Source organism: Mesorhizobium kowhaii, from assembly GCF_003253745.1.
Lineage (GTDB): Bacteria > Pseudomonadota > Alphaproteobacteria > Rhizobiales > Rhizobiaceae > Mesorhizobium > Mesorhizobium kowhaii.
The window spans coordinates 481087-506378 of the sequence record NZ_MZXV01000032.1; the positions used below are offsets into that span (position 1 = coordinate 481087).

The 25292-nt window shown below is 62.0% G+C and carries 26 protein-coding genes and 2 pseudogenes; 11 read left to right on the top strand and 17 right to left on the bottom strand.

Going from position 1 to position 25292, the window contains the following annotated elements; genetic code table 11:
- Window positions 1–2: 2 nt before the first annotated feature.
- Window positions 3–211: pseudogene (locus tag B5V02_RS15085) on the top strand (hypothetical protein); the annotation flags it as partial.
- An 81-nt stretch (window positions 212–292) separates the two neighbouring features.
- Here the strand turns inward: B5V02_RS15085 and B5V02_RS15090 are convergent.
- From B5V02_RS15090 to B5V02_RS15135, 10 genes are all read right to left on the bottom strand, one after another.
- Entirely contained in the window at window positions 293–1690 is a 1398-nt protein-coding gene (locus tag B5V02_RS15090; protein ID WP_111544929.1) for an NAD(P)(+) transhydrogenase (Re/Si-specific) subunit beta, read from the bottom strand.
- Between the two features lie 6 nt (window positions 1691–1696).
- Complete coding sequence (locus tag B5V02_RS15095; protein ID WP_111544930.1) at window positions 1697–2122, bottom strand: proton-translocating transhydrogenase family protein; 426 nt, start codon at window positions 2120–2122, stop codon at window positions 1697–1699.
- The gene (locus B5V02_RS15100; protein ID WP_111544931.1) at window positions 2122–3417 is read right to left on the bottom strand and encodes a Re/Si-specific NAD(P)(+) transhydrogenase subunit alpha; all 1296 of its coding nucleotides are present in this window, start codon (window positions 3415–3417) and stop codon (window positions 2122–2124) included. The genes B5V02_RS15095 and B5V02_RS15100 overlap by 1 nt, the downstream gene beginning before the upstream one ends.
- 85 nt (window positions 3418–3502) lie before the next feature.
- On the bottom strand, window positions 3503–3727 hold the full coding sequence (locus B5V02_RS15105; RefSeq protein WP_111544932.1) for an aa3-type cytochrome c oxidase subunit IV: 225 nt from the start codon (window positions 3725–3727) through the stop codon (window positions 3503–3505).
- Between the two features lie 373 nt (window positions 3728–4100).
- A complete protein-coding gene (locus B5V02_RS15110) occupies window positions 4101–4250 on the bottom strand; it encodes a DUF3096 domain-containing protein (RefSeq protein WP_111544933.1) in 150 nt (49 codons plus the stop codon).
- A 120-nt stretch (window positions 4251–4370) separates the two neighbouring features.
- Window positions 4371–5138 (bottom strand): N-acyl amino acid synthase FeeM domain-containing protein, encoded by a 768-nt coding sequence (locus B5V02_RS15115; RefSeq protein ID WP_245445931.1) that lies wholly within the window; start codon window positions 5136–5138, stop codon window positions 4371–4373.
- A gap of 213 nt (window positions 5139–5351) precedes the next feature.
- A complete protein-coding gene (locus tag B5V02_RS15120; protein WP_111544935.1) occupies window positions 5352–7667 on the bottom strand; it encodes a putative bifunctional diguanylate cyclase/phosphodiesterase in 2316 nt (771 codons plus the stop codon).
- 135 nt (window positions 7668–7802) lie between these two features.
- Complete coding sequence (locus tag B5V02_RS15125; RefSeq protein ID WP_111544936.1) at window positions 7803–11282, bottom strand: indolepyruvate ferredoxin oxidoreductase family protein; 3480 nt, start codon at window positions 11280–11282, stop codon at window positions 7803–7805.
- Window positions 11283–11501: 219 nt separating this feature from the next.
- On the bottom strand, window positions 11502–12044 hold the full coding sequence (locus B5V02_RS15130; protein ID WP_111544937.1) for a hypothetical protein: 543 nt from the start codon (window positions 12042–12044) through the stop codon (window positions 11502–11504).
- On the bottom strand, window positions 12037–12648 hold the full coding sequence (locus B5V02_RS15135) for a CGNR zinc finger domain-containing protein (RefSeq protein WP_111544938.1): 612 nt from the start codon (window positions 12646–12648) through the stop codon (window positions 12037–12039). Before B5V02_RS15135 ends, B5V02_RS15130 begins: the two co-directional genes overlap by 8 nt.
- A 143-nt stretch (window positions 12649–12791) precedes the next feature.
- On the opposite strand from B5V02_RS15135, the gene B5V02_RS15140 reads away from it, so the two are divergent.
- The 4 genes from B5V02_RS15140 to B5V02_RS15155 all read left to right on the top strand — a co-directional run bounded on the left by B5V02_RS15140 (window position 12792) and on the right by B5V02_RS15155 (window position 17312).
- Window positions 12792–13697 (top strand): branched-chain amino acid ABC transporter permease, encoded by a 906-nt coding sequence (locus B5V02_RS15140; RefSeq protein ID WP_111544939.1) that lies wholly within the window; start codon window positions 12792–12794, stop codon window positions 13695–13697.
- Between the two features lie 189 nt (window positions 13698–13886).
- The gene (locus tag B5V02_RS15145) at window positions 13887–14471 is read left to right on the top strand and encodes a TRAP transporter small permease subunit (protein WP_111544940.1); all 585 of its coding nucleotides are present in this window, start codon (window positions 13887–13889) and stop codon (window positions 14469–14471) included.
- Entirely contained in the window at window positions 14471–16264 is a 1794-nt protein-coding gene (locus tag B5V02_RS15150) for a TRAP transporter large permease (RefSeq protein WP_111544941.1), read from the top strand. Before B5V02_RS15145 ends, B5V02_RS15150 begins: the two co-directional genes overlap by 1 nt.
- Window positions 16265–16283: 19 nt before the next feature.
- Window positions 16284–17312 carry a zinc-dependent alcohol dehydrogenase family protein gene (locus B5V02_RS15155; protein ID WP_167458531.1) on the top strand — a complete coding sequence of 343 codons (1029 nt, stop codon included), beginning with the start codon at window positions 16284–16286 and terminating at the stop codon, window positions 17310–17312.
- A gap of 102 nt (window positions 17313–17414) precedes the next feature.
- Here B5V02_RS15155 and B5V02_RS40095 read toward each other — a convergent pair whose 3' ends face one another.
- Entirely contained in the window at window positions 17415–17639 is a 225-nt protein-coding gene (locus B5V02_RS40095; protein ID WP_146606070.1) for a hypothetical protein, read from the bottom strand.
- Entirely contained in the window at window positions 17563–18252 is a 690-nt protein-coding gene (locus B5V02_RS42660) for a methyltransferase domain-containing protein (protein ID WP_111544943.1), read from the bottom strand. Before B5V02_RS42660 ends, B5V02_RS40095 begins: the two co-directional genes overlap by 77 nt.
- An 80-nt stretch (window positions 18253–18332) precedes the next feature.
- On the opposite strand from B5V02_RS42660, the gene B5V02_RS15165 reads away from it, so the two are divergent.
- Entirely contained in the window at window positions 18333–18710 is a 378-nt protein-coding gene (locus B5V02_RS15165; protein WP_146606071.1) for a hypothetical protein, read from the top strand.
- A 50-nt stretch (window positions 18711–18760) separates the two neighbouring features.
- Here B5V02_RS15165 and B5V02_RS15170 read toward each other — a convergent pair whose 3' ends face one another.
- Window positions 18761–19606 (bottom strand): FkbM family methyltransferase, encoded by an 846-nt coding sequence (locus tag B5V02_RS15170; protein ID WP_111544945.1) that lies wholly within the window; start codon window positions 19604–19606, stop codon window positions 18761–18763.
- Window positions 19607–19741: 135 nt separating this feature from the next.
- Here B5V02_RS15170 and B5V02_RS15175 point away from each other — a divergent pair, with 135 nt between their 5' ends.
- Window positions 19742–19927, top strand: a complete 186-nt coding sequence (locus B5V02_RS15175; RefSeq protein ID WP_111545419.1) for a hypothetical protein — start codon at window positions 19742–19744, stop codon at window positions 19925–19927.
- Between the two features lie 107 nt (window positions 19928–20034).
- Here B5V02_RS15175 and B5V02_RS15180 read toward each other — a convergent pair whose 3' ends face one another.
- A complete protein-coding gene (locus tag B5V02_RS15180; protein WP_111544946.1) occupies window positions 20035–20262 on the bottom strand; it encodes a hypothetical protein in 228 nt (75 codons plus the stop codon).
- Window positions 20263–20489: 227 nt separating this feature from the next.
- Between B5V02_RS15180 and B5V02_RS40100 the strand changes: the two genes are divergently transcribed.
- A complete protein-coding gene (locus tag B5V02_RS40100; protein ID WP_146606072.1) occupies window positions 20490–20714 on the top strand; it encodes a hypothetical protein in 225 nt (74 codons plus the stop codon).
- A gap of 907 nt (window positions 20715–21621) precedes the next feature.
- Here the strand turns inward: B5V02_RS40100 and B5V02_RS15190 are convergent.
- From B5V02_RS15190 to B5V02_RS15200, 3 genes are all read right to left on the bottom strand, one after another.
- Complete coding sequence (locus B5V02_RS15190) at window positions 21622–21792, bottom strand: Flp family type IVb pilin (RefSeq protein ID WP_111544948.1); 171 nt, start codon at window positions 21790–21792, stop codon at window positions 21622–21624.
- Window positions 21793–22050: 258 nt separating this feature from the next.
- Window positions 22051–22446, bottom strand: coding sequence for a hypothetical protein (locus B5V02_RS15195; RefSeq protein WP_111544949.1), 396 nt, complete (start codon window positions 22444–22446; stop codon window positions 22051–22053).
- Window positions 22447–22816: 370 nt separating this feature from the next.
- The gene (locus B5V02_RS15200) at window positions 22817–23461 is read right to left on the bottom strand and encodes a peroxiredoxin-like family protein (RefSeq protein ID WP_006206655.1); all 645 of its coding nucleotides are present in this window, start codon (window positions 23459–23461) and stop codon (window positions 22817–22819) included.
- A gap of 450 nt (window positions 23462–23911) precedes the next feature.
- On the opposite strand from B5V02_RS15200, the pseudogene B5V02_RS15205 reads away from it, so the two are divergent.
- From B5V02_RS15205 to B5V02_RS40610, 3 genes and pseudogenes are all read left to right on the top strand, one after another.
- A pseudogene (locus tag B5V02_RS15205) lies at window positions 23912–24031 on the top strand (ATP-dependent DNA ligase); the annotation flags it as partial.
- 369 nt (window positions 24032–24400) lie between these two features.
- Complete coding sequence (locus tag B5V02_RS15215) at window positions 24401–24616, top strand: hypothetical protein (protein WP_245445933.1); 216 nt, start codon at window positions 24401–24403, stop codon at window positions 24614–24616.
- Window positions 24617–25106: 490 nt separating this feature from the next.
- Window positions 25107–25271, top strand: a complete 165-nt coding sequence (locus tag B5V02_RS40610) for a hypothetical protein (RefSeq protein WP_167458481.1) — start codon at window positions 25107–25109, stop codon at window positions 25269–25271.
- Window positions 25272–25292 lie beyond the last annotated feature (21 nt).

Genomic DNA, 25292 nt, shown 5'->3' on the forward strand with positions numbered 1-25292 from the left:
TCGCTGCGTGGGTCGACGCGATCCTCGCCAAGGCTCAGGACGCCTAGGCAAGGCGCAGCAGGTCGCCGACACCACCAGGAAGGGCAGCGCGACCTTTGCGCTGCTTGGTGCACTGTCGCTGGTCATCGGCGCCTTCATCGCAAGTGCCGCGGCGGCCCTCGGCGGCAGGCAGCGCGACGACGAGGAGGCGGTGTTCCTGACCAGCCGCTGAACCGGCGTCGCTCGTTCAAAAGCAAGAAAGCCCGGCGCGAGGCCGGGCTTTTCTGTATCGCTCAGTCGCGCCGTTGCCGGCTCAGTGATCCATCGCCTTGACGATCTCTTCAGTCATCTTCTTGGCATCGCCGAGCAGCATCATGGTGCCATCCTTGTAGAACAGCGTGTTGTCGATGCCGGCATAGCCGGAGCCGAGCGAGCGCTTGACGAACAGGCAGGTGCGGGCCTTGTCGACGTCGAGGATCGGCATGCCGTAGATCGGCGACGACTTGTCGTCGCGCGCGGACGGGTTGGTGACGTCGTTGGCGCCGATGACATAGGCGACGTCGGCCTGCGCGAACTCAGAGTTGATGTCCTCGAGCTCGAACACTTCGTCATAAGGCACGTTGGCTTCGGCGAGCAGCACGTTCATGTGGCCGGGCATGCGGCCGGCGACCGGATGAATGGCGTATTTCACGTCGACGCCGTTGGCCTTGAGCTTGTCGGCCATTTCGCGCAGCGCGTGCTGCGCCTGGGCGACCGCCATGCCGTAGCCGGGCACGATGATGACCTTCTGCGCGTTCATCATCAGATAGGCGGCATCGTCGGCCGAGCCCTGCTTGACCGTGCGCTCGATGCCGTCATCGGCCACTGCCGCCGTCTCGCCGCCAAAGCCACCGAGGATGACCGAGATGAAAGAGCGGTTCATGCCCTTGCACATGATGTAGGACAGGATCGCGCCGGACGAGCCGACCAGCGCGCCGGTGATGATCAGCGCCAGATTGCCGAGCGTGAATCCGAGGGCGGCCGCTGCCCAGCCCGAATAGGAATTCAGCATCGAGACGACGACCGGCATGTCGGCGCCGCCGATCGGGATGATCAAGAGGATGCCGAGCACCAGCGAGGCCGCGACGATCAGCCAGAACACCAGCTTCGATTCCGTGGTGACCAGCAGCACGATCAGCACGATCAGCGCGATGCCGAGCGCGGCGTTGATGAAGTGGCGGCCGCCGATCATGATCGGCTTGCCCGACATGCGCCCGTCAAGCTTGAGGAAAGCGATGACCGAGCCGGTGAAGGTGATGGCGCCGATGGCGACGCCAAGGCTCATCTCGATCAGCGCCTGGGCGTGGATATCGGCGACCGTGCCGATGCCGAAGCTTTCCGGGGCGTAGATTGCCGCAGCCGCCACCATGACGGCAGCAAGGCCGACCAGCGAGTGGAAGGCGGCGACCAGTTGCGGCATCGAGGTCATGGCGATGCGCCTGGCGGTGACAGCACCGACCGAGCCGCCGATCAGCAAACCAAGAATGATGAGACCGAAGCGGCCAGCCGACGGCGTCGCCAGCGCCAGCGTGGTGGCGATGGCAATGCCCATGCCAATCATGCCGTACAAATTGCCCTGGCGGCTGGTGGTCGGATGCGACAGGCCGCGCAGCGCCATGATGAACAGGACGCCGGAAACCAGATAGAGGAAGGACGCGAAGTTGGCGTTCATGGCGCTCTACTTGTCCTTCTTCTTGTACATGGCCAGCATGCGCTGGGTGACGAGGAAGCCGCCGAAGATGTTGACCGAGACCAGCATCAGCGCGACGAAGCCGAAGCCTGCGGCAATGCCGGAGGCGGCGATGCCGACGGCAAGCAGCGCGCCGACGACGATGACCGAGGAGATGGCATTGGTGACGGCCATCAGCGGCGTGTGTAGTGCCGGGGTCACCGACCAGACGACGTAGTAGCCGACGAAGATCGCCAGCACGAAAATGGCGAAGCGGAAAACGAAGGGATCGATGACGCCGCCGGACAGCGCGTGTGCGGCAGCACCGCCCGCGTCAGCACCGCCTGGAGCATTTGCCAGGTTCTGCACCGCCAGCCGAACGGCGGCGCTTGCCTGGTCGAGCTGGTCGAGGGCTTTCTGCAAGGTCTGATCCATCACGCAATGCCTTTCGACTTCGACGAGGGCGACTTGGATGCGGCCGGTTTCTTCGTCGCGGCTTTCTTTGCCGCTGCGGGCTTCGGCGAAGCGTCGGCGACCATGGTCGTGGCCGGGATTGCGGCCGGCTCGACAGATTGGCCCTTGGGCGGCTGCTGGTCGGCCTTTATGAAAGCAGGATGCACGATCTTGCCGGCGTCGGTCAGCATCGTTGCCTTGACCAGGTCGTCGTCGCGGTTGATGGCAAGCGTCTTGGCCGTCTTGTCGACCAGCGTCTCGAGGAAGGCGAACAGGTTCCTGGCATAGAGCAGCGAGGCCGATGCGGCGACGCGGCCGGGCACATTGAGGTGACCGACGATCTTTACCCCGTTGGCCGTCGTCACCACCTTGCCAGCCTCGGCGCCCTCGACATTGCCGCCGCGCTCGACGGCGAGGTCGACGATCACCGAACCCGGCTTCATCGACGCGACCATCGCCGCCGACACAAGCTTCGGCGCCGGGCGGCCGGGAATCAGCGCCGTGGTGATGACGATGTCCTGCTTGGCGATATGCTCGGCGGTGAGTGCCGCCTGCTTGGCCTGATACTCCTTCGACATTTCCTTGGCGTAACCGCCTGCCGTCTCGGCCGCCTTGAATTCCTCGTCCTCGACCGCCAGGAATTTTGCGCCGAGCGAGGCGACCTGTTCCTTGGCGGCGGGGCGAACGTCAGTCGCGGTGACGACCGCGCCAAGGCGACGCGCCGTGGCGATCGCCTGCAGGCCGGCGACGCCGACGCCCATGATGAAGATTTTCGCCGCCGGCACGGTGCCCGCCGCCGTCATCATCATCGGCAATGCGCGATCATATTCCGAAGCGCCGTCGATCACCGCCTGGTAGCCGGCAAGATTGGCCTGCGAGGACAAAACGTCCATCGATTGCGCCCGGGTGATGCGCGGCATGAACTCCATCGAGAAGGCGGTGACGCCTGCCTTGGCCAAGGCCGCCACGGCGGCATCATTGCCATAGGGATCCATGATGGCGACGACTGCCGTACCGGGCTTGTAGCCCTTCAGCTCGGCATCCGTCGGCCGGCGGACCTTCAGCACCACATCGGCCTTGGCGACAGCGTCAGCCTTGCCGATGACAGCACCGGCTTTGGCGAATTCCTCGTCGGGGATACGCGACCTCGTGCCAGCGCCGGTCTCGACGACGACGTCGAAACCCAGCGCCGCCAGCCGTTTCACCGTGTCGGGCGAGGCCGCGACGCGCGGCTCGTTGGCATCGAGTTCACGAGGGATGAAAACCGTCTGTCCCACCGCATGATCCTTTCGGCCGGAAGCTGTTTCCCGCAAGACGCCGGCCGGCCTCGCGGCGGCGCCGTGGACAAGGTGTCGGAAAAATCTATCGGAGGATAAAGGCGCCGGCGGCCAGAATCAGAACAAACAGGATGGTCGCCGAAAAGAAGCCGCCCGCGAAGAAGCCGAAAGCCATGGCCAGGAGTATGGCGAGGCAAAAGAGCGATCCGTATTTGGCTAGCATGAGAAAACCCGCATAGGTGCGGTCATGCTCGGCATAGTCCATCTTCGCGCCCAGTTCGACAGGACCGGTCGGCGTGTGATCAGCCATAGCAATACCCCTTCGAAGACATCTTTCAGGCACATAGCGAAAAGCCGGGCCGAGAGCAATGGCGCTATTGCCGCATCACAGCCGACAACTGCCTCAAAGGAAAATTGAAGCCGGCTCCCCGGAGCCCCCGACCACAGCCGGCACCGGCGACCCTGTCAGCGGCACTGAACGTGCTGTGATAAAGACTGTCGTCGCCGACAACATCGGACGAACGCCGGAACCGCCATGATCTCGCCGACACGGAAATTTGACTGGAACGGCACCGGCATCGCCGCCTTGACCCTTATTTCCGGTCCGGCCATCTCATGCAGGAATGTGCACCCGAGGCGATCGGCGCCGCAGCCCTGCGTTTCTTCGTCGGCTGACGGCCCCTTCAGCGGACAAGATGCGGGAAAAGCCCGAGCAATCCGACGACGATCAGATAGAGCGCGACAATGTAGTTCAACAGCCTTGGCATCACGAGGATCAGCACGCCGGCGATCAGCGAGATGAGCGGGGTGAGCGCAAGCGTGGAAATGGTCATGTCGGGTTCCTTCTGACAGATCCGTCTGAAATGATGACAAAGGCAGCGGCAACGACGCAGCGCCGTCATTCAGAACGCGGATGTGGCCGGAAAGCTCCGAGCGCTTTCAAGAAAATCGCCTCAGGCGGCGTCGCGATAATATTTCGCTGTTGGCACGATAGACAGGGGTGTCAATCGGTTGATGGCCGGATTGGCAAACATCAGCCGCTGTTCCGTCGGCGTCGACCTGAAGAATGGGAACCGTTCGAGTGTCAGGCGCATATTTTCGCCAGAAGGGATTTCGAACAGTGCAATAGGGGCAAGAACGCCCGGAAATACTTTACCCTCGGTCCTCTGCACGGCATTGAAGTAACGGGCATAAAAATTGGAATGCTCGAGCTTGACCGGCGTAAGCACCGAGTTCTGGCCAAAGTAGCGCGAGGCCACCATGGCAAGCCTGAGTGTCAGGAAAGGCAGCACTCCGGGCGCCGGCGCGCTGTCGGGATCGGTTGCGAACCGGGTTCCGTCGATGAAGGTTTCTCCGCGGGCAAGTCGCTCGATCAGTATTTCCGGATAGGCATCGACGGAGGGTGAATTCGGGTGCTCGCGAGAAATGTAATGGAAGCGGATCGTGCTGGCCAATTCGCCATAGCAATAGACACCGAACCGGTAGGAATTGGGCAGATTGTCCCAACGATCCTCGAACATCCCACTGGCGATTGGGCCGCACATGCCTGAGCGCAGATAGGATTTATAGCGAAGTCGGTAAATCGCCTCCAAATCCTCGCCACCTGTAATGAGGCGATAATCAACATGCTCCAGTAGTTGCATAATCGATCGGTTCAGCACCGAATCCCCGGCTGTGCTGACCACGCCAGACGCGTTCCTTGCAGCCCTTGCAGCATCCATTATCTGTCCTCGAAATTCCGCCTACGGATAAGCTATTCGAGCTGAAATGAGACACAAGCTGAAATTTCGAAGTTGTTGATTTACCTTCTGTTAACCTTAACGGCTGAGAGCCCGCTTGAGAATGTCTGTTGGTGAGCAATTCGCGTGGGAAGGATGCCGTCGAGGGCGATGTGGATTGGGAATCTAGATCAAGCGAACTTCGAAACCACGATACTAGCTGGCTGTCCGTTTGCCGGTGCGACGCAGGTCCGCGACGAATGGCCAGGTGGCACTCGACATCGTCTCGATGCCCGACGCACTTAGCGCGGCACCGAAGAGGAAGCCTTGCACCAGATCCGGTTTGACCTGCAAGGCCAGGATCTTGAGCTGCTCGAAGGTCTCGACACCTTCGATGGTCACTGAAAGTCCGAGCGGTCGCGACAGATTGACAATGCCCTTGAGCAGTTCGAGCGAACGGCTGTTCTGAGTGACGTCGATCAGGAACGAACGGTCGATCTTGATCTTGTCGAGCGGCAGCTTGTGCAGGTAGCTCAGGCTCGAATAGCCAGTGCCGAAATCGTCGAGCGCAATGCGCACGCCAAGTTGTTTCAGCTCCTCGATGTACTGGCGCGTCAGCGACTTGTCGTCGAGCAACGCCGTTTCGGTGACCTCGATCTCCAGCCGGCCAGCGGCGAGGCCGGAGCTGGTCAACGCATCACGAACCTTCTGGACGACGTCGCGGTTGCGGAAATCCTTGGCGGAGAGATTGACCGAAACGCTGGTCTGGTCCGGCCATTTGGCGCATTCGGTGCACGCCGCCTGCAGCACGAAGGTGCTGATCTCGGAAATGATGCCCATTTCCTCGGCCAGCGGAATGAAGATGCTGGGCGAGATCGGCCCGAGATCCGGATGGTCCCACCGGCACAACGCCTCGCAACTGGCGATACGCATGGTGTTCATCGCCACGATCGGCTGATAGACCACCCGCAGGGCCTTGCTTTCCACGGCGGTGCGCAGATCCGCCTTCATCAGCTGACGGTTGCGGAAGGCGGCATCCATCGAGGCCTCGAACAGCCGCCAGCTGTTCTTGCCGAGTTCCTTGGCCTTGTAGAGCGCCAAGTCCGCCTTGACGATCATGGCGTCGACATCGGTGTCCTTGACCCGCGACAGCACTGCGCCGCCGCTGGCCTGGATGCGCAGCCCGTGACCGGCGACGTCGACCTCCCCCTGCAAGCCGGCGAAAATCTCGTCGAGCTGGCCGGTCAGATGGCTCTCATCCTCGACGCGGTCGAAGAAGATCATGAATTCGTCGCCGCCGAAACGGCTGACCGTGATGCCTTGCCCGGCAATGGCGGCAAGGCGCTCGGCGACGGCGTAGATCAACCCGTCGCCGATCGGGTGCCCAAGCGTGTCGTTGACGCTCTTGAAATCATCAAGGTCGAGCACTGCCAGCCCGCAAAGACGGTCGCCGTCGCCGGACGCCATGGCCTCGCCGACCAGTTCGTGGAAATAGGCGCGGTTGGGCAGACCGGTGAGGTTGTCGTAGCGTGCCATGAAGCGGATCTTGTCTTCCGCCTCGACACGAGCGGTGACGTCCTCGAAGGTGATGACGCCCAGTTCCTGGCTGCCTTCGCGAGCCGAGAATTCATAGTGCTGGCCGTTGGCGAGGGAAACCAGCATCTTGCGATCGCGGCCCTCGCGCAGAGCACGGGTCAGCTGGGCTTCGATGTAGCGGCAATCCTTCGGCGCCAGCATGCCGCCGGCGACGCCACGCATCAAAAGACCGTGGATCGACCGCCCGAGCAGCGCATCCGGCGACTTGAGTGACATCAGATGCGCGGCCTCGGCATTGGCCACCACCACGCGCCCGTCCGGGCCGAGCATGACAAGGCCGTGCGACATGGTGTTGAGGGCGCGATCGAACCTGCGCGCGAGCTTCCTCGCTTCCTTGTGGCCGATGACCGCCGAGAAAAGCACGTTGCGGACGTGGTCGGCGCTGTTGATCGTGATGAAAGTCAACGGGATGATCATCAACCCGAGAAGGACCGAGGGGACATCCATGCGCAGCAGGAGTCCAAGTGCTGCCGGACCAATGAAGGTCACGGAAAAAATCCGCACCATGCGCGGAGATCCGTAGTTCCGGCCAACAACCGTAACCAAGGTTGCCAAGGTCAGCGACGTCGCGGCCAGTTCGGCAAAGGGATCGGGATACACATAGATCGATATGAAGCATAGCGTGCCCAACCCAAGGCCCTGCAGGCTGCCCTTGAGTATGTAGTTGCGCTCCCACTGCTGCGCCTCTTCGACATTGGCTATTACACCGCCTGCCTTCCTGAAGCCGCGAATGCCGAAGTAGCGGAAAAGGCTGATGGACAGCAGAATAAAAGAGAAAGCCAGAAACAACGGATTGTGCGTACGCAAGTAGATCATGAATCCGAGGATCCAGTAGCACGCGCCGCCGATCACCAGCATGTGGGCGTTGTCGAACAACGACCGCACAAACTGGATATAAACATCCGCAGGGATGTTTTCGGTCTTTGTTCTGCCCATTTCGACGGCCCAACGCTAAGCCTTGTCATGCCACACCCGCCTTAAGAAAGGCTTAGAACGGTGGTTTGGCTCGGTTGCCGAGGGTGCGCAAATGCCGGACAGACTGGGAAATCAATCTTTAGGTAAACAAGGCCATCATTCGGCGGCCTGAAGTTTCGGCCGTTCTGGCGTCCTCGACAGGCGTTCGAGCAGCCTTTGGCGTTCGCCCGCGGCCTTTTCGGCGCTGGCCCGGCGGACGTGACCATAGCCGCGAATGAGAGCCGGCACCGAGGCGAGGGCAATTGCCGCATCGACCCCGGCCGGCGCCAGCGATCCGGCGACGAGGTCCAGATCCGCCTCGTACTGCGCAAGAAGCTGCCGCTCCATGCGCCGCTCGGCGGTGTAGCCGAACAGGTCGAAGGCGGTGCCGCGCAGGCCTTTCATCGCCGCCAGCAGGCGAAAACCCTTCATCATCCATGGGCCAAAGCTCGATTTTCGCGGTGTGCCGTCATTGCCGCGGCGGCCCATGATCGGCGGCGCGAGATGGAATTCGAGTTTCTCGTAGCTCTGGAACTGCTTGCCCAATTCGGCGGCGAAGGAGCCATCGGTATAGAGCCGCGCCACCTCGTACTCATCCTTGATCGCCATCAGCTTGAACAGGTTCCTGGCGGCAGCCTCCGACACCGCGGTCGAACCGGGCACGGACTTGGCTTCGGTGGCGCGCAAAACGGCGAGCTTTTCCGCATAGCGCCTGCCGTAGGCGGCATTCTGATAAGCGGTCAGGAAAGCGACGCGGCGGGCAATGATGTCATCCAGCGTCTCGGCGACCGCAGCGGCCTGCCCGGTCTTGCCCGGCTGGGCGACGAGGCCACGCACGAAATCCGGCTGATGGGCGGCACGGCGGCCCCATCGGAAGGCGGCGATGTTCATCGCCACGGCTTCGCCATTGAGCTCGATCGCCTTCTCGACGGCCTCGGCCGACAGCGGCAAGCCGCCGTGCTGGAAGGCAAAGCCGAGCATGAACATGTTGGCGCCAAGCGAATTGCCGAACAATTCGGTGGCGGTGCGCGTGGCGTCGAAGAAATGCGCCTTGTCGTCGCCGGCGGCAGTGCGGATCGCCCTCTTCAGGCGCTCGACCGGCAATGAGAAATCAGCCGAACGGGCAAATTCGCCGGGCATGATCTCGGCGGTGTTGGCGAGAAAGATGGTGTGACCCTCGCGCACCGCCGTCAGCACCTTCTTGGCGCCCGACACCACGAGATCGCAGCCAAGCACGAGATCGGCCTTGCCGGCCGAGACGCGGATGGCATGGATGTCGTCCGGGGTGCGGGCGATGCGGACATGGGTGAACACCGAGCCGCCCTTCTGGGCGAGGCCGGCCATGTCGATCATGCCGCAGCCCTTGTCCTCGAGATGGGCCGCCATGCCGAGCACCGCACCGACAGTGACGACGCCGGTGCCGCCGACGCCATTGATGATCGCCGCCCAGCCCTGCTCGCCAAGCGGGAATTCGGCGGGCACAGGCACGCCGTCGAGCGGGTCGGCCTTGCCGGCCGTACCCTCGGCCTTGCGGATCTTGGCGCCGTGCACGGTGACGAAGGAGGGGCAGAAGCCGTTGACGCAGGAGAAATCCTTGTTGCAGCTCGACTGGTCGATCTTGCGCTTGCGGCCGAATTCGGTCTCGGCCGGCTGGATCGAGACGCAGTTCGACTGCACGCCGCAATCGCCGCAGCCTTCGCAGACCAGTTCGTTGATGAAGACACGCTTGTCGGGATCGGGAAAGGTGCCGCGCTTGCGGCGGCGGCGCTTTTCGGCCGCACAGGTCTGGTCGTAGAGCAGCACCGACACGCCTTTGACCCCGCGCAGCTCGCGCTGGACAAGGTCGAGGTCATCGCGGTGATGGATGGTGGCGCCGGCCGGGAATTCGGCCTTGCCGGCATATTTATCCGGCTCATCGGTGACGATGGCGATGCGGTCGACACCTTCGGCCCGCACTTGCCTGGCGATCATGTCGACGGTCAGGCCGCCTTCGTGCGGCTGGCCGCCGGTCATGGCGACGGCGTCGTTGTAGAGGATCTTGTAGGTGATGTTGGCGTCGGTCGACAGCGCGAAGCGGATCGCCAGCGTGCCGGAATGGTTGTAGGTGCCGTCGCCGAGATTCTGGAAGATGTGGTCGCGCTTCGAGAACGGCGCCTGGCCGACCCATTGCGCACCCTCGCCGCCCATCGCCGTGAAGCCAAGGGTGTTGCGGTCCATCCACAGCGCCATGAAATGGCAACCGATGCCGGCAGCGGCGATCGAGCCGTCCGGCACCTTGGTCGAGGAATTGTGCGGGCAACCGGAACAGAAGAACGGCGTGCGCGCGCCGATGTCGGTAGCGTCCGCCAACATTGCCTGGAACTGGCGCAGCTTTGCCACCCGCGCTGAAATCTCTTCCGACGGACCGATCGTCCGCACGATCCTCTCGCCAAGCGCGATGGCGATCTCGTTGGGGTCGAGCGCGCCCTTGGCTGGAAACAGCCAGTCGCCGCGCTCGTCCTTCTTGCCGACAATGATCGGCTGCGTGGCGGTGCCGTAAAGGCTTTCGCGCAATTGCACCTCGATCAGCGAGCGCTTCTCCTCGACGACGACGATGGTGTCGAGGCCGCGGGCGAAGTCGGCGATGTGATGCAGGTCGAGCGGCCAGGGGCAGCCGACCTTGAACAGCCGCACCCCGATGCGGTTGGCGGCCGCCTCGTCGATGCCAATGTCCTCCAGCGCCTGGCGGACATCGAGATAGCTCTTGCCCAGCGTGATGATGCCGAGCTTCGGGTTGCGGCCGCCCGAATAGACGATGCGGTTCAGCCCGTTGGCATGGATAAAGGCGGAAGCCGCGGCGCGCTTGTGCTCATGCAGCCGCTCCTCCTGGCCAAGCATGTCGATCTCGTTGCGGATGTTGAGGCCGCCGGGCGGCATGTCGAAATCGGGCACGACGATGTTCAGCCGTTCGAGCGAGGCATCGACCGAAGCCGTCGATTCGATGTTGTCCTTGACGCATTTGATCGCCGCCCAGGTGCCGGCAAAGCGCGACATGGCAAAGCCGTAGAGGCCGTAATCGATGATTTCCTGAACGCCGGCCGGGTTCAGGATCGGCACCATGGTGTCGACGAACAGGAATTCGGTGGCGTGCGCGTTGGTCGAGGATTCGGCCATGTGGTCGTCGCCCATCAGGGCGAGCACACCGCCATGCCTAGACGAGCCGGCGAGATTGGCATGGCGGAACACGTCTCCCGAACGATCCACGCCCGGCCCCTTGCCGTACCAGACCGAAAAGACGCCATCATGGGTGCCCTCGCCCAGCAGTTCCGCCTGCTGCGATCCCCAGCAAGCGGTGGCGGCAAGCTCCTCGTTGAGGCCAGGCTGGAAGACGATGTCGGCCTGGGCGAGCTGCTTCTTTGCTTTCCACAGCTGCATGTCGAGGCCGCCGAGCGGCGAGCCGCGATAGCCGGAGACGAACCCCGCTGTGTTGAGGCCGGCGCGGCGGTCGCGCTCGCGCTGCATCAGAAGCATGCGGATGACCGCCTGCGCGCCGGACAGGAAAATGCGCTCCTTGGCGAGGTCGAACTTGTCGTCGAGCGCGACGTCATGCAGCGTCATCAGGCATTTCCTCTGCGGAGGCCGCGCGGGGGCAGGCAGCCAACGTCGGAGTCGGATGACGCATCCTTTCTTCCCTTGCAAGGCAGGTCAAACAAAATCGAAGGTGCCAGGCAACGCGCAACGAACGACCCGTCACCTTCTCGAATCGGGTACGAAACCGATCCGCGGACATTGCCCGACGAACGAAAATTTCTGCGCAACCGGGGCGGCAACGGCGCGTCAGATGCCCTTCGAGCAATCCGGCTTCGGTTCGCCCGGCAACTTGCCGTCGGGATGGCCGACGAGATCGGGATTGGCCGTGTAGAGCTGATCGATGACCAGCGGCCGGTCGGGCAGCACCGACTGGTCCTCCGTCGACATCAAGGTGGTGTCGATCTTCTGCAGGATCGCGCCGTCGGCGCCCTTGATGCTGATGGCGATCGCATAGGGCTTGTTCTTGACGACGCAGGTCAGGGCCGGGCTCTCCAGGGTCACCTTGTCGAGCTTCGGCCAGACCTTCTGCTCGACCACCAAGGGCGCGCCGCCGGCGGGATCCTGGAAGCTGGCGACCGCCACCTGGCCGTCTCCCATCGGCTGCAGCGGCCGCAGCGTGACGACATAGGTCGCCCTGGCGAGACGGTAGTTGAAGACGAATATCTTGCCGGAAATCTCGAACAGCTTGCCTTCGTCGTTGCCGGAATCGCGGCAAGCGCCGAGCGCGACCGCGACCGCGACAATCAGGGCAGCGCCGACAACGATCGAGCGGGAAAGACTTCTAGGCATCCTTGACCTCATTGGCCGCCATGCGGCGGCGGCGATAGTGACGACTTGCCTTCTGACGGTTGCCGCACACCGCCATGTCGCACCAAAGGCGGCTGGAATTGCGGCTTCTGTCGACGAACAGCCAGGTGCAGTTGGGACAGATCCTGAGCCTTGCGACGGTGTCGTCGCGCAGCAGCGACAGCGCGGAAACCGCCAATGCCGCCTCGAAGGCGATCGGCGTCAGGGGATCACCGAACGGCCTTCCCGGCGCCCCGATTTCGGTCCGGCTGCCAGCCAGCCCCTCGGCGCAGGCGCTCAGGAACCCAGGCAGATCGGCGGTCGCAACGGTGCCTTTCGACACCGCGCCGCGAAACAGCCGGTCTGTCGTCTCGCGGATCGACAGCACGACGGGCGCGATTGCCGCGGGAGAGGATACCGCCAGTTGCCGGTCGCCCAGCTCGGCGGCGCGAAAGCCGCTCGCCGCATCGGCGAAGCGGGCAATCTCGGCCGGATCATCGAAGCGATCGAAGGTTCGCTCCGGATCACCGCGCAGCACCACGGTGTTCGCCGTGTCGAGCGCAAGCAGGCCGCCGGTGAAGCGGTGTGGGGTCCAGGATACCGTCATGCCCAGAATCTAACCGATAAATCGCATTTGACAAGTTAGATTCAGCGATGCAAACCTTCATAGGGATGCGGTTCCCGCAGCCTTTTTTGAACATGTCGTCGTCACAACCGTTGCTTGTGGACGGCATGATCTGAGGGTTTTGCATGCTCTATTTCTTCCAGCAGGTGCTGAACGGGCTGCATTCGGGCGCGCTCTACGCGCTGCTCGCCTTCGGCTACGTGCTGACCAACGGCATCCTGCACCGCACCAATCTTGCCTATGGCGCGCTGTTTGCCTTTTGCGGCCAGACGATGATCCTCACCGCGGCTTTCGGCTATCAGGTGCTGTGGCTGACGCTGCTGGCGGCAGTGGCACTCGGCATCGTTTCGGCTTTCCTCTATGCCGCGCTGGTCAGCTATGTGCTATCGCGCAGCGTCTTCGAACCATTGGCCGAGCGCTCGCCCAATGCGATCGTGGTGACGACGCTCGGCATCCTGCTGTCGTTGTCGGAGGCAAGCCGCATCGCCGCCGACACCCATGATCTGTGGCTGCCGCCGATGCTGGCGCAGCCGATCACTTTCGCGCAGGACACAACCTTCAAGGCAACGCTGACGCTCATCCAGCTCATCGACTGCGCGGTGGTGCTGGCGGCAATCGTGCTGGCCGCCTGGGCATTTGCGCGCTCCAGCTTCGGCCGGCGCTGGCGCGCCGTCTCCGACGATCCCAAGGCGGCGGCGATGTGCGGTGTCGACGTGCGCGCGGTGTTCCGGCATGCCGTGCTGTTCGGCGGTTTCTGCGCCGCGCTGGCCGGGGTCATGGCCGGCCTCTATTACGGCAATGTCAGCTTCGGCTCCGGCCTCGTCTACGGGTTGAAGATCCTGTTCGTGACCGCGGTTGGCGGCTATCTCTCGCCGCCGCGCGCGGCCCTGGGTGCGGCCGCCTTCGGCATGGCCGAATCACTGTGGGCCGGCTATTTCCCGGTCGAATGGCGCGACGCCTGGATGTATCTGTTCCTGGTCGCCATGCTGGTGCTGATCGGGGCCGGCCGCGACACCGGCAAAATCGCCTGAAACCATCAGACTTTGGTTGCATGACGCTGAGGCAGACCGCCGGTATCCGCACCTGCCCCGCCATGCGATGACGTTTGCAGCCTCCATCCTTGTTGACCCGTCAGTCCACGCGCGGCATACCGTTGGACCACGCGGCGTGACAGACTATGAGGGGGAAGCTGGCACGCCTCCGGTACAAGGGAGGAATGCATGGCAGGGCTTCTCGCTCTATCCAGGACCATTGATCGCGCGAACGAATTCATCGGCAAATGGGTGTCGTGGCTGATCCTGCTGGCGATCCTGGTCAGCGCCGCCAACGCCATCATCCGCAAGGTCTTCGACATATCCTCGAACGCATGGCTGGAGCTGCAGTGGTATCTGTTCGGCGCCGCCTTCATGCTGGCCGCCGCCTATACGCTGAAGCAGAACGAGCATATCCGCATCGACATCGTCTACGGCCTGTTTTCACGCCGCGTACAGCACTGGATCGACCTTCTCGGCCATATCCTCTTCCTGATGCCGTTCGTGACGCTGATGGTGTTCTATTTCGTCCCTTATGTCCGGCTGTCGTTCCACAGCGGCGAAATGTCCAACAATTCCGGCGGACTGATCGTCTGGCCGGCAAAGGCCATCCTGCTGGTCGGCTTTTTCCTGCTCGCGTTGCAGGGCATTTCCGAGATCATCAAGAAGATCGCCATCATGCGTGGCGACATGGACGATCCAAACCCCTTCATCTCCGCGCATGAGCAGGCCGAACTGGAAGCCAAGGCGCTCGCCGACGAGGTGCGCTCGTGATGGAGTTCATCGCCCAGAACATGGCGCCGATCATGTTCGCCTCGCTGATCCTGTTCATGCTGATCGGCTATCCTGTCGCCTTTTCGCTGGCTGCAAACGGGTTGCTGTTCTTCTTCATCGGCGTGCTTTTGACGCCATATTCGGGCGGAGCGATCAATCTCGCCTGGCCGCTGCTCTATGCGCTTCCGGACAATTTCTACGGCAGCCGGGTGATGTCGAACGACACACTGCTTGCCATCCCGTTCTTCACCTTCATGGGCATCGTGCTCGAGCGATCCGGCATGGCCGAAGACCTGCTCGACACGATCGGCCAGCTGTTCGGGCCGATCCGCGGCGGCCTCGCCTATGCCGTGATCTTCGTCGGCGCGCTGCTGGCCGCAACCACCGGCGTGGTGGCTGCATCCGTCATCGCCATGGGGTTGATCTCGCTGCCGATCATGCTGCGCTACGGCTATGACCGCCGGCTGGCATCCGGCGTCATCGCGGCGTCGGGCACGCTCGCCCAGATCATCCCGCCGTCGCTGGTGCTGATCGTTCTGGCCGACCAGCTTGGCCGCTCGGTCGGCGACATGTATGCGGGCGCGCTGATTCCCGGCCTTATCCTGACCGGCCTCTACGCGCTTTACGTCCTGCTCGTTTCGATCTTCCGGCCGAATATGATGCCGGCGCTGCCGCTGGAAGCGCGCACGCTAGGCCATGGCGTGATGTCGCTGCTGGTGGCGCTGGTGGTAACGGTGACCATCTCCTATGCGGCGTATCGCTACCTGGCGCCGACGCATGGCGACAATGCCGATATTCTTGGCGCCAGCATCGGCGTGATCCTGATCTATGTCGTTGCGATTGCCGACAGGCGGCTGAACATCAACATGATGTCGCGGCTGGCGCAGCAGGTCATCATCGTGCTGATCCCACCGCTGGCGCTGATCTTCCTGGTGCTGGGCACCATCTTCCTCGGCATCGCCACGCCGACGGAGGGCGGCGCCATGGGCTCCGTCGGCGCCTTGATCATGGCGGCTGCAAAAGGTCGGCTATCGCTGGACGTGGTCAAGCAGGCGCTGACCTCGACGACGCGGCTGTCGTCCTTCGTGCTGTTCATCCTGATCGGCGCGCGGGTGTTCTCGCTGACCTTCTATGGCGTCAACGGACAGATCTGGGTCGAACACCTGCTGACCTCGCTGCCTGGCGGCGAAGTCGGCTTCCTGATCGGCGTCAACATCCTGGTCTTCTTCCTGGCCTTCTTCCTCGACTTCTTCGAACTCGCCTTCATCATCGTGCCGCTGCTGGCGCCGGCCGCAGACAAGCTCGGCATCGACCTGATCTGGTTCGGCGTGCTTCTGGGCGTCAACATGCAGACCAGCTTCATGCATCCGCCCTTCGGCTTCGCGCTGTTCTACCTGCGCTCGGTCGCCGCGCGCGTGCCCTATCTCGACCGCATCACCGGCAAAAAGATCGCGCCGGTCACCACCGGGCAGATCTATTGGGGCGCGGTGCCCTTCGTCTGCATCCAGGTGATCATGATCGGGCTGACCATCGCCTTCCCGCAGATGGTGATGCATTACAAGGGCACGGCGGTCGATCCCGGCACCATCGACTACAAGGTGCCGGAAATACCAGGCCTGTCGCCGCTTGCCGCACCGCCGGCCGGCGGCGGCACGGCGCCGGCTAATGGCGGTATTGCACCGGCGGCTCCTGCCGCCCCTGATCTGTCGCAACCACCGAGTTTCGGCGACACGCCGCCGGCCAAACCGGCAGCACCGCAGCCGGACCTGTCGCAACCGCCAAGCTTCAACTGAACCCGGCATGGCCAAGATCATGAAAGCGGTGCGGTTGGAAGCGGTGGGCAGCATCGCCCTGCGCGAAGTCGACAAGCCGGACATCGGGCCGGATGAGCTTCTGGTGCGCGTTGAAGCCTGCGGCGTCTGCGGCACGGACCGGCATCTGTTCCACGGCGAATTCCCGTGCACGCCACCGGTGACGCCCGGGCATGAATTCTCCGGCATCGTCGAGGCGATCGGAAAATCCGTCTCGGGCTTTGCCGTTGGCGACCGTGTCACCGGCGACCCCAACATCGCCTGCGGGCGTTGCGCGCACTGTCATGCCGGGCGGGTCAACCTCTGCAGCAACCTGCGCGCCATCGGTATTCATCGCGATGGCGGCTTTGCCGAATATCTTGCCTTGCCGCAGAAGCAGGCTTTCATCCTGCCTGCCAGCTTGAAGCCGACGCATGGTGCCTTCTGCGAGCCGCTCGGCTGTTGCCTGCATGGCGTGGAGCTGGCCGAAATCCGGCCAGGCAGCTCGGTGGCCGTGCTTGGCGGCGGCGTGATCGGCCTGCTCACCGTGCAGCTGGCGCGTCTGGCCGGGGCCACGACCATCATCCTGTCGACCAGGCAGGCCTCGCGGCGCGCGCTCGCCGAGGATCTCGGCGCCACGGCGACGGTCGATCCGACCGCCGCCGACGTCATCAACACCGTCGCCGGACCGGCGGGCCTGGCGCCAGGCGGTGTCGACGTCGTCTTCGAATGCGCGGGCGTGCGGGAGACCGTCGAGCAGTCGATGCGGCTCGCCCGCGCCGGCGGCACGGTCGTCATCGTCGGCGTGACGCCGCAAGGGATGAAAGCGGAATTCGAGCCCTTCGACCTGCTGTTTCGGGAATTGAAAGTGCTCGGCTCCTTCCTCAATCCCTACACGCATCGCCGCGCCGCCGAGCTCATTGCATCGGGCACAATCGAGATCGACCGGCTGATCTCCAGGCAGGTGGCACTCGAAGACGCGGCAGCTGTGATCGCCAATCCACCGGCGCCCGGCGAGGTCAAGGTGCTGGTGGTGCCGCATCCGGGCTGAGCTGCCTTGGCCGTCGCTTGGCCTTGCGCGCTTGCCGGCAACCCATCGATCGGCTATTGGGTGCGCGCCGAAAAAGACATGACCGGTTCGGCGAGCCCGGACTCACGGCGCCTGGAAGAGCATGTAGGTCCCTACGTCTTTGCGCGGGTAGGTCGGCTCGACCCGCCGCGGCTTCTTCGCCACCAGCCGCAGCGGGGCCAGCAGCGCCGCGTACACCTCGACCGGACGCCCGATCGCGCACAGCCCCCTCTCATCCTCGGTGTCCCCGAACCGCAGGGCCGCGTTGGTCTCCTCGCACAGCAGGGCGAAGCCCGACGGCCTTAACACCCGCTTCAACTCCCCGCAAACCCGGGCCAGAGCGGTGTCGGTGCTGTAGCACGGTGAAGGTGAGTACCAGGTCGAAGACGCCAGAGGGCACGGGCAAGGCGTCCAGGCCTTCCACGCGCTCGAAAGCGAAGGCCGGGTGCAGCCGGCGGGCGGCCTCGGCGAACTCGGGCTCGCGCTCGAATCCGACGACGCGGGCGGCGAACTCGCCCAGCACGACCGTCATGCGGCCGTAGCCCGACCCAAGCTCGCAGGCGGAGGCAAGGGGGCGGCTCACGTGGGCGCTCTGCAGCAGGGAGCGGAGGTCGGCGTGCTCCAAGTAGGTGCGCAGGGCGAAGGCGGGCAGGTCGGCGTCGACCACCAGCTCGCGCGTCCAGGGCCGGTGGGGTCGAGGGGCGGACACGGCGTGTACCTCCGATTCGGCTGAAGCCAAGCGCCCCGACAGTTCGGGCGACTTGCTCGAAGATACCACGGCTCGACTGCGAGTGACAATCGTCGTCGGGCAGGACGCGGCGAGAGTGACTCGCCTCCACCCGGTCCGCGTGTGCCCGCTGTTCGTTACCCACGGGCGCGGCTGCGGCATCTGCGCTCCGGGCACAGGCCTCATCGTCTGCATCGCAGTCTGGCGGCTCCCACGGCGGCTTCGCTGCCGGCGGTGCGGTGCGCGGCCCAGGCGGGCCGAGGACGGACTCGATTTTGGCGCGGCTCTCGAATGGCGAATTCGTCATCCAGGCGCGTGCCGTGCAAAGGCTTGGGCTCGACTTCCTGCACGCCATCAACAACGGCTTCATTCCGCAGATGCAAGGTTTGCGCGGCTTCAACTTGGGTGGCTTCGTCAACGACTTCAATCGCTCAATGGCTATCCCGCGCTTTGCCGGCGGTGGGATGGTGCCGGCATTGGCATCGGCGTCTTCCGGCGGCAGCACAATGGTACACCTCAAGCTCGATTTCGGCCTCGGTCCCAACGATGTCTTTGACCTGATTGCCGCCGATAACAGCGGTCTCAAGAAATTACAGCGCTTTGCCATTCAGTCGACGCTGACATCAACGGGCAGGAAGCCGAGGCGCGGATGACCTTTCCGAACGCCGGGGTGGAAAAACCTAATTCTGCGCAAAACGCGCTTCTATTGCGCTGACTTGGCTGTCCTTCGTCCTGGCGGTCGCCGTGAAGCCGCTTCAGGTGCTAGAAGTTCCGACGATATGAATATCAGGTTCTCGCCGTTCACCAGGCTGTCGATGCTCCTTCCGCCAAACAACGAGTACACGAAAGTGAGGCAGCCTCGGCCGGGAAACATAAAGTCGTGCGGTTCGACGATAATGCACGGCACATCCTTGAGGACCTTGCCGCAGTCACGCGTTGCCTCCAGTTCCGCGCCTTCAATATCCATCTTCAGCATCAACAATTTTGTCCTGGGCAATTTGGCAAGAAGGCCCGGCAAGGTGACCGACGGAACACCTCGCCCGTCTGATACGGCCCGTGCCCACGAAGGTCGCTCGCTGTTGACAAGTGCAACCTCACCGTCGTGGCTCCAGAGTGCGCCGTAGACAGGCATGATCTGCTCTAGACCGGCGCAGTTCGATATCAACACTTCATACGCTTGGCGGTCCGGCTCGATAGCTATCACTATGGCATCAGGATACTGGTCTCCAAGGAAAATCGACGAGTAGCCAACATTCGCGCCCGCATCCACGACAACGGGTATGAACTCCCTTTGCCTCCATGCTGTCGCGAGCCGGTTAAGCGCGCTTTGGCCTGCTTTTCCGATTTCATATTCGCAATGCCCAAAAACCTGGGAGATGACAAACAAGTCGCTGTCGGTAGGCCTGATCAGCAATTCATGATTGCCACAGCGAACTTTCATCGCCGGTCCGATCCCCAGCGCGCGGCGAAGCAGTACCGAGACTGATTTCTTCCACCCGATGGCGCGCACGAGGCCATCGATATGATAGAGCTTCGAGTAGTAGCTCAATTCTCAATCCTCGACGCCGAGGGGCGCAGCAACGCCCGGTAGCGGGTATTGAAGCGGTCGCCGTCGGCTGCGATTCAATTAGCATGCGCTAAAATGGTTCCGGAACATTTTAGACGAATTGAAAGTTCAATGGTCATGACGAAGCTATCCGACCTTGGACCGCCTATTCCTGGTAAGCGTCACGGCGGCGACCATTCCGACGAACAGGACAATTTCTATTCCTGTCCAATCTGCGGCCAGTTGGTCGACATGCGCGATCTGCGACAAGTCATTTGGCACGAACGGCCGAAGCACAAGCCGTTCATCGTGCTCGTGGATTAGACGCGGCGTCAGGAAGAATAGCCGTTTCAGTTCCATTAGCAGCTAGTGAGGCGCCCACTCCCCGAAATCGTCAAGCGCTACTCACTTCGGGGAGCCGGCTTGCGTGGTCAGGACCGTGCGCCGGGCGGCGTATAGATCAGGCCGACTTTCCTGCTGCCACACCTGCCACATTTCAGTTTTCGAACGAGGTCATCTGCGGGCGCATCCGGTCCGAACCGATCGCGGAGCTTCACTAGGTCGAGCGGCTGGCTATTGTTGCAAGGCGCGTAATGGCAAAACGCCGTCACCGTCATCTTGCCGTCGATCAGAGATTGAAACGTCCAGCCCTTTGCCATGGCGATTTACCATTTGTTGATCATATTAGGCCAGCATCATATTAGCCCAGCATCATATGCGGTCATGATGTGGTAGTATCTCGTACGGGCCAAAGGCCCTGCGCACCCCAATCCAATCATGCGTCGGGGCCCTTTTTCATTTTTCGGTTATAGCCCCGATTGAATGGCAATCGCCGGTTAGAACGGCCACCACCCTGCCCGATGGCCATCATCGAAGCGAGGTCAACGTGAACCATATCTCGTCACTTAAACCAAAAGTCGATGACGCCGCATACCGACTTGCAAACGACAATCATTCGGTCCCCAGTGACTGCTCGATCCTTGACCTGATCGCAAATGAGGATGATTTCGCTGACGTTTCGCGGCGAGCAGAGCGCCTGGGCATTGCCATAGTTATCGGAATGGCGATCTGCCTGATCCTTGCACCGGTTGTCTATTTTGCCTTGATCTAGGTAGTCAGGAATGCAGGTGAAGTACACCAGCCGGCAACCTCGATCTGACGATAGCTCACTTAGGTAGGATGAGATCGGCCGTAACCTGGTGGATGATCATAATCAGAGCCGTCAACATTCCGGCACCAAAGATGCCAACGACCGCCGTGAGAACGAGCCTTTCAAGCTGTTCGGACTGAAGTTGCTTCTCAATACTCCCGAACCTGGGTGCTGCGAAGATTCGAGGTTCCAATAGTACGTTTTCATGACCGCAATGCGGGCATTTCAGCGTCTTCGAACTAATCAAGCTCGTGCAGTCAGCACAGATGACCAGCATTTTTGGCTACGCCTCCTCGCTCCCTGGTAGCAGTACGCGATCAGGGCCGGGATCAACCGGCAAAGCTGGCACTGCAAGACGGATGCCAGCATTTGATTCCTGAAATGAGACAAGGGAAGCGAGACCGTTTACGTTGGCCACAACGCCAGCGCCAGGACGACGCCAGCGGCGATGCTGAAGGCCAGCCAGGTCGTTGCGTTATCGATCGTTGATCGCCCTCATGGTCTCACGGATGCCTGTTCAGGCCGCCCGTTTCTCGGTTTCGCTGATCTTCACCTTCCGCATCTTGCCAGGGCCGGCCCCCTTGAAGGCGATCGGCGCCGGGATATGCTCGGTCCTTGGTGGTCAGGATCATGCGCCAGGGTGCGGCGCTGACGATGTAGGTGGTCACCGGGCGCGGGCTCTACCGGGAAGTAGGGGCTGGTCGGCCGCGTGTTGCCCGACATCACGTTTCAAACCCTGCGCAGCTTTAATCACGGCCTTGAGCCGCACCGGCCATTGCGGGTCGGTCTTTTTGGGATCGTCCCCTGCATTCCCAAGCTAAACGCATATTAGCAATAGCTCAACTAAGACTGAAGTCCCTAAGCCCCCTTACGGAGCGTTGTTTAGGGTAGTGCCAACCGACGTGAACTGGGCATTGAGCGCGTTGCCTAACGAGCCCGCTCCAACCACAATTCCCAAAGCAATGAGCGCCGCGATCAAACCATACTCGATGGCTGTCGCGCCGGATTCGTCACGCAGAAATTTCGCTACCAGTTGCATTTTTTCCAAGCCCCGACTGTTTATCGCAGATTAGCGACAGCTAATTTAGAGCGGGTAAACAAACATGGTTGGTTTTTAACGGGTCGACGCCGGACGAGCGACGGAGGCCAAATGTGAGACAGCGAACACGCGACTGAAGCTGGCAGGCCGAGACACTGCTAGACCAGTCCCGTTCGGCCCCGTCCCTGGCGATTTCCTAGAACGGCCATGCCAGCGCCAGCACGACGCCAGCGGACAGGGTGAAGGCCAGCCAAGCGATCACGCTTCGTCTTTCTTTCCGCCACGGATTGCAGTCAGCAACGGCCGGGGTTTGTCCCCGATGGTCACGCTCGCTTCGCCATTCGCCAGCCCGGAAATGAATGGCCGGACCTGATCGAGGATGTCGGCCATGATCTGTTCGCCGTCGCCGCGCATGACGGCATCTTGAAAAGCGCAGCAGATGAACCCTTGGAAATGGGCGATTGCCGCATGGGCTGGGTCGCATCCGGGAGCCTCAAGCATTGGGCCTGTGACGCCTTCAACGAAGCACACGGCGACATGTCGAGCCCAATCCTTGTTTTCGTATTCGAACGGGCCTTTGTCGTTGCTTGTCAGAGGCATCCTGATCAGGAATATAATCCTTCGTTGCGGCGACCCTTCAACGGAGATCGCCATTACCCATGACCATGAAATATCCATTTGTCGAAGACACGCTCGGCAAGAAATTGCAGGCCGGATCGGGGCTCTCGGCCGACTGTATGACTTGCCGCCGAAGTTACGCGAGGCCGCGCGAGCCAGCGGACCGAGCTTGGCAACTCCGATCGCGCGACGTCTCGCCTGGACGGCTATTTAGGGGCAGCATACTCCAGCTAAGGTTAGGGTGATCGGCCGCAAACCCTGTTTAATGCTGGCGTCTTGCCGACGCTGGACCGGTCGCGGGGAGCGTCGGGGGAGCGGCCCGCGCTTTCGTCAGCGGCCACGGCCCCTCCCCAGACAAAAAAGCCGGGGTGAGGGTCAGTTTCCAGCAGCCTATTTCCGCCGCCGATTAATGTGCAACTTGTGAAGCTGCCGACATCAGTTCCTCGGGGTTCGGTGTCTTGAACGTAATATCGGGGCCATCCTCCAGACCTTCGGTGAAGCTCCAGCGTACAATGCCCCCTCGGTCGATGAGGAACTGACCGACAAGCAACTCCTTAGCGGAAGCCATCATCCGCTGATCGGCTTCCGTAATTTCATATCCCTCCTTCTTGTTGAGGAACTCGTCCATTGCCATGGGGTCCATAGGCTCGGGCAACTCGCCCGGGAGATGGATCCGGATCCCCATGACCTCGTCCATCCCGACCTCGCGCAAGCCGAAAGCACGGTGTGAGGCCCGCTCGGGGTCCGACGCGGCGAGAAGATCGGGCGCCGGGTGGTAACGGAAATAGAGCCGCGCCCTCTCGACCGGCGTATTGACCACCGCCAGGCATTCGACGCCTCTCTCACGCAGGGCCGGCTCGAGTTGCGCCATTGCCGCGACATTGCGCCGACAGAACGCACAGTGCAGGCCTCGAAACAAACCGATCAACAACGGGCTTCGACCGCGAAAATCAGTGAGCGCGATCTTGCCGTCGCGGGAGATCGCGTCGAGCACAATATTCGGTGCCCGGTCGCCCGGCTGCAGCGGGCGGTCGACACTACTCGTGGACATGGACAACCTCCTCGCCCGGACCAATCAAGAAAAGGCAGCGCACCCAGCGCTCGTAGCTGAGCCGTGCTGGGGGCGCAGAACTTCCTGCGCCAGGGCAAAATACCGTTCGGCCTCTGCCATATTGCCAAGGTCGAGATTACGCGTTGCAACGCCATCGTAACACGAAAAAAGCATCTGCGGGTCGCTCGTTTCGCGAGACCGCCACGAGCGCCGCGCGGGTAAACAGTGGGTCGTCTCATCCGTGCGAAGAGGCCGGGCTTCAGCCGCCCGAACAATCTAGCAGGCGGCCCGCCAGACCCTATGGTGTGATCGGGGAAGCGTTGGCTTAAGCGCTGCCGTCCGTCTCGCTTTCCTCATCGATCGGACCGGCAGATAGGCGTTCGTTTCCAGCCACTCCCGCAGCAAATCGGAATGAGATCCGACTGCATATGGCCTTGGATGCGTCACGCAGGCGAGGCGCGCGCGGCGACGCAATGGGTCAAGCCGGGGCTGATCGGCCGCGTAAAGCACCTCCGCGGCGAGGAAGACTTGCGGCACGCCTCGCTGCAGGATTTCCGCGAGGAGGATTGACTCCCTATTTGTGCTTCTCGACGAAAGCTTTGCATGCGGGGGATAGCTGATCGATCATGCTTTGAAGATCACATTTGCCGATTGGTGTCATCGGGCAAAGCCGTTTGTAGTCGGGTCTGCACTCTTTGCCTTGGAAGTTTTTGAAAGCTTTTGCCTCGGCGGTCATGCTGCTCAAAAGTATTCCCGAGCATGCTAGCGCCAAGCCTAGCCACAGATGCTTCCCCATAGCCCTCTCTCCCCTTGTTGCTTCACAATATCGGTGCAATAAATTAGGATACGCTAATGGGCTGAGCGCTGCAAGCTGACGCCCTAGCTTATATCGGCCGGATGGCAAAGGACTGAACGTTTCAATCGCTGATCGATGCGAAGATGGCGGTGACGGCACACTGTCACCACGCGCCCTGCAACCATAGCCAGATGCTCGATCTGGTGAAGCTGCGCGATCGCTTCGGCCCGGACGCGCCTGCGATGGAATGGGACATTCGGCCGAAGCTTCGGTGCAAGAAATGCAACGGGAACGATGTCGGCCTGACGTACACGCCCGACACCAGCCCGACCGGCTATGGCAAAACCAAGGGCAGTTAGTCCACCGAGGTGTAATTGCTTTTCTTGTGAAATCCATCTTCCCTTGTGCTAATTTAGCTATCGCTAAAGTGGCAGGGGGAGATTGAACAATGTCTATATCACGTCGTGCATTGCTTTCCATCCTGGGTGCAAGTGTCGTCTACGCTACCTTTAGGGGCATCGCGTCCGCGAAAGGCGGCGGAGGTGGTGGAGGTGGTGGAGGCCATGGAGGCCATGGAGGCCGTGGAGGCGGCAAGGGGGCCGGCCGTGATGGCGCGATGGACACCGGTGCTGGCATAGTAACCAGCCCGGTAGGCGGAAAGCAGGTGAAAACTTTCAAATCTTACCAAGGCAAGCAATGCAACCGTGACTACAAACGGCTTTGCCCAACCACACCGATCGGCAAATGCGATCTTGCAGGCAGGATTGATCAGCTGTCACCCAGCTGCAAGGCCTTCGTGGAAGCCCACTGACAGGCCGCCGCAGTGGGGCAAGGTGAAGTATGCCAGCCGTGCCTGAGCCCGCAAGAACCACCTACATCGTCAGCGTTTTCGAGAAGCCGCATTGGCGCACCGTGCTGACCACGAAGGACAAGGCCAAGGCGCTGGCGATGGCGAAGGAGATCGGCGACAAGGTGCGGGTCGAGGAGATCACGCCGAAGGTGAAGAGGCGCTAGCACTACCCAGCGCCGCTATCA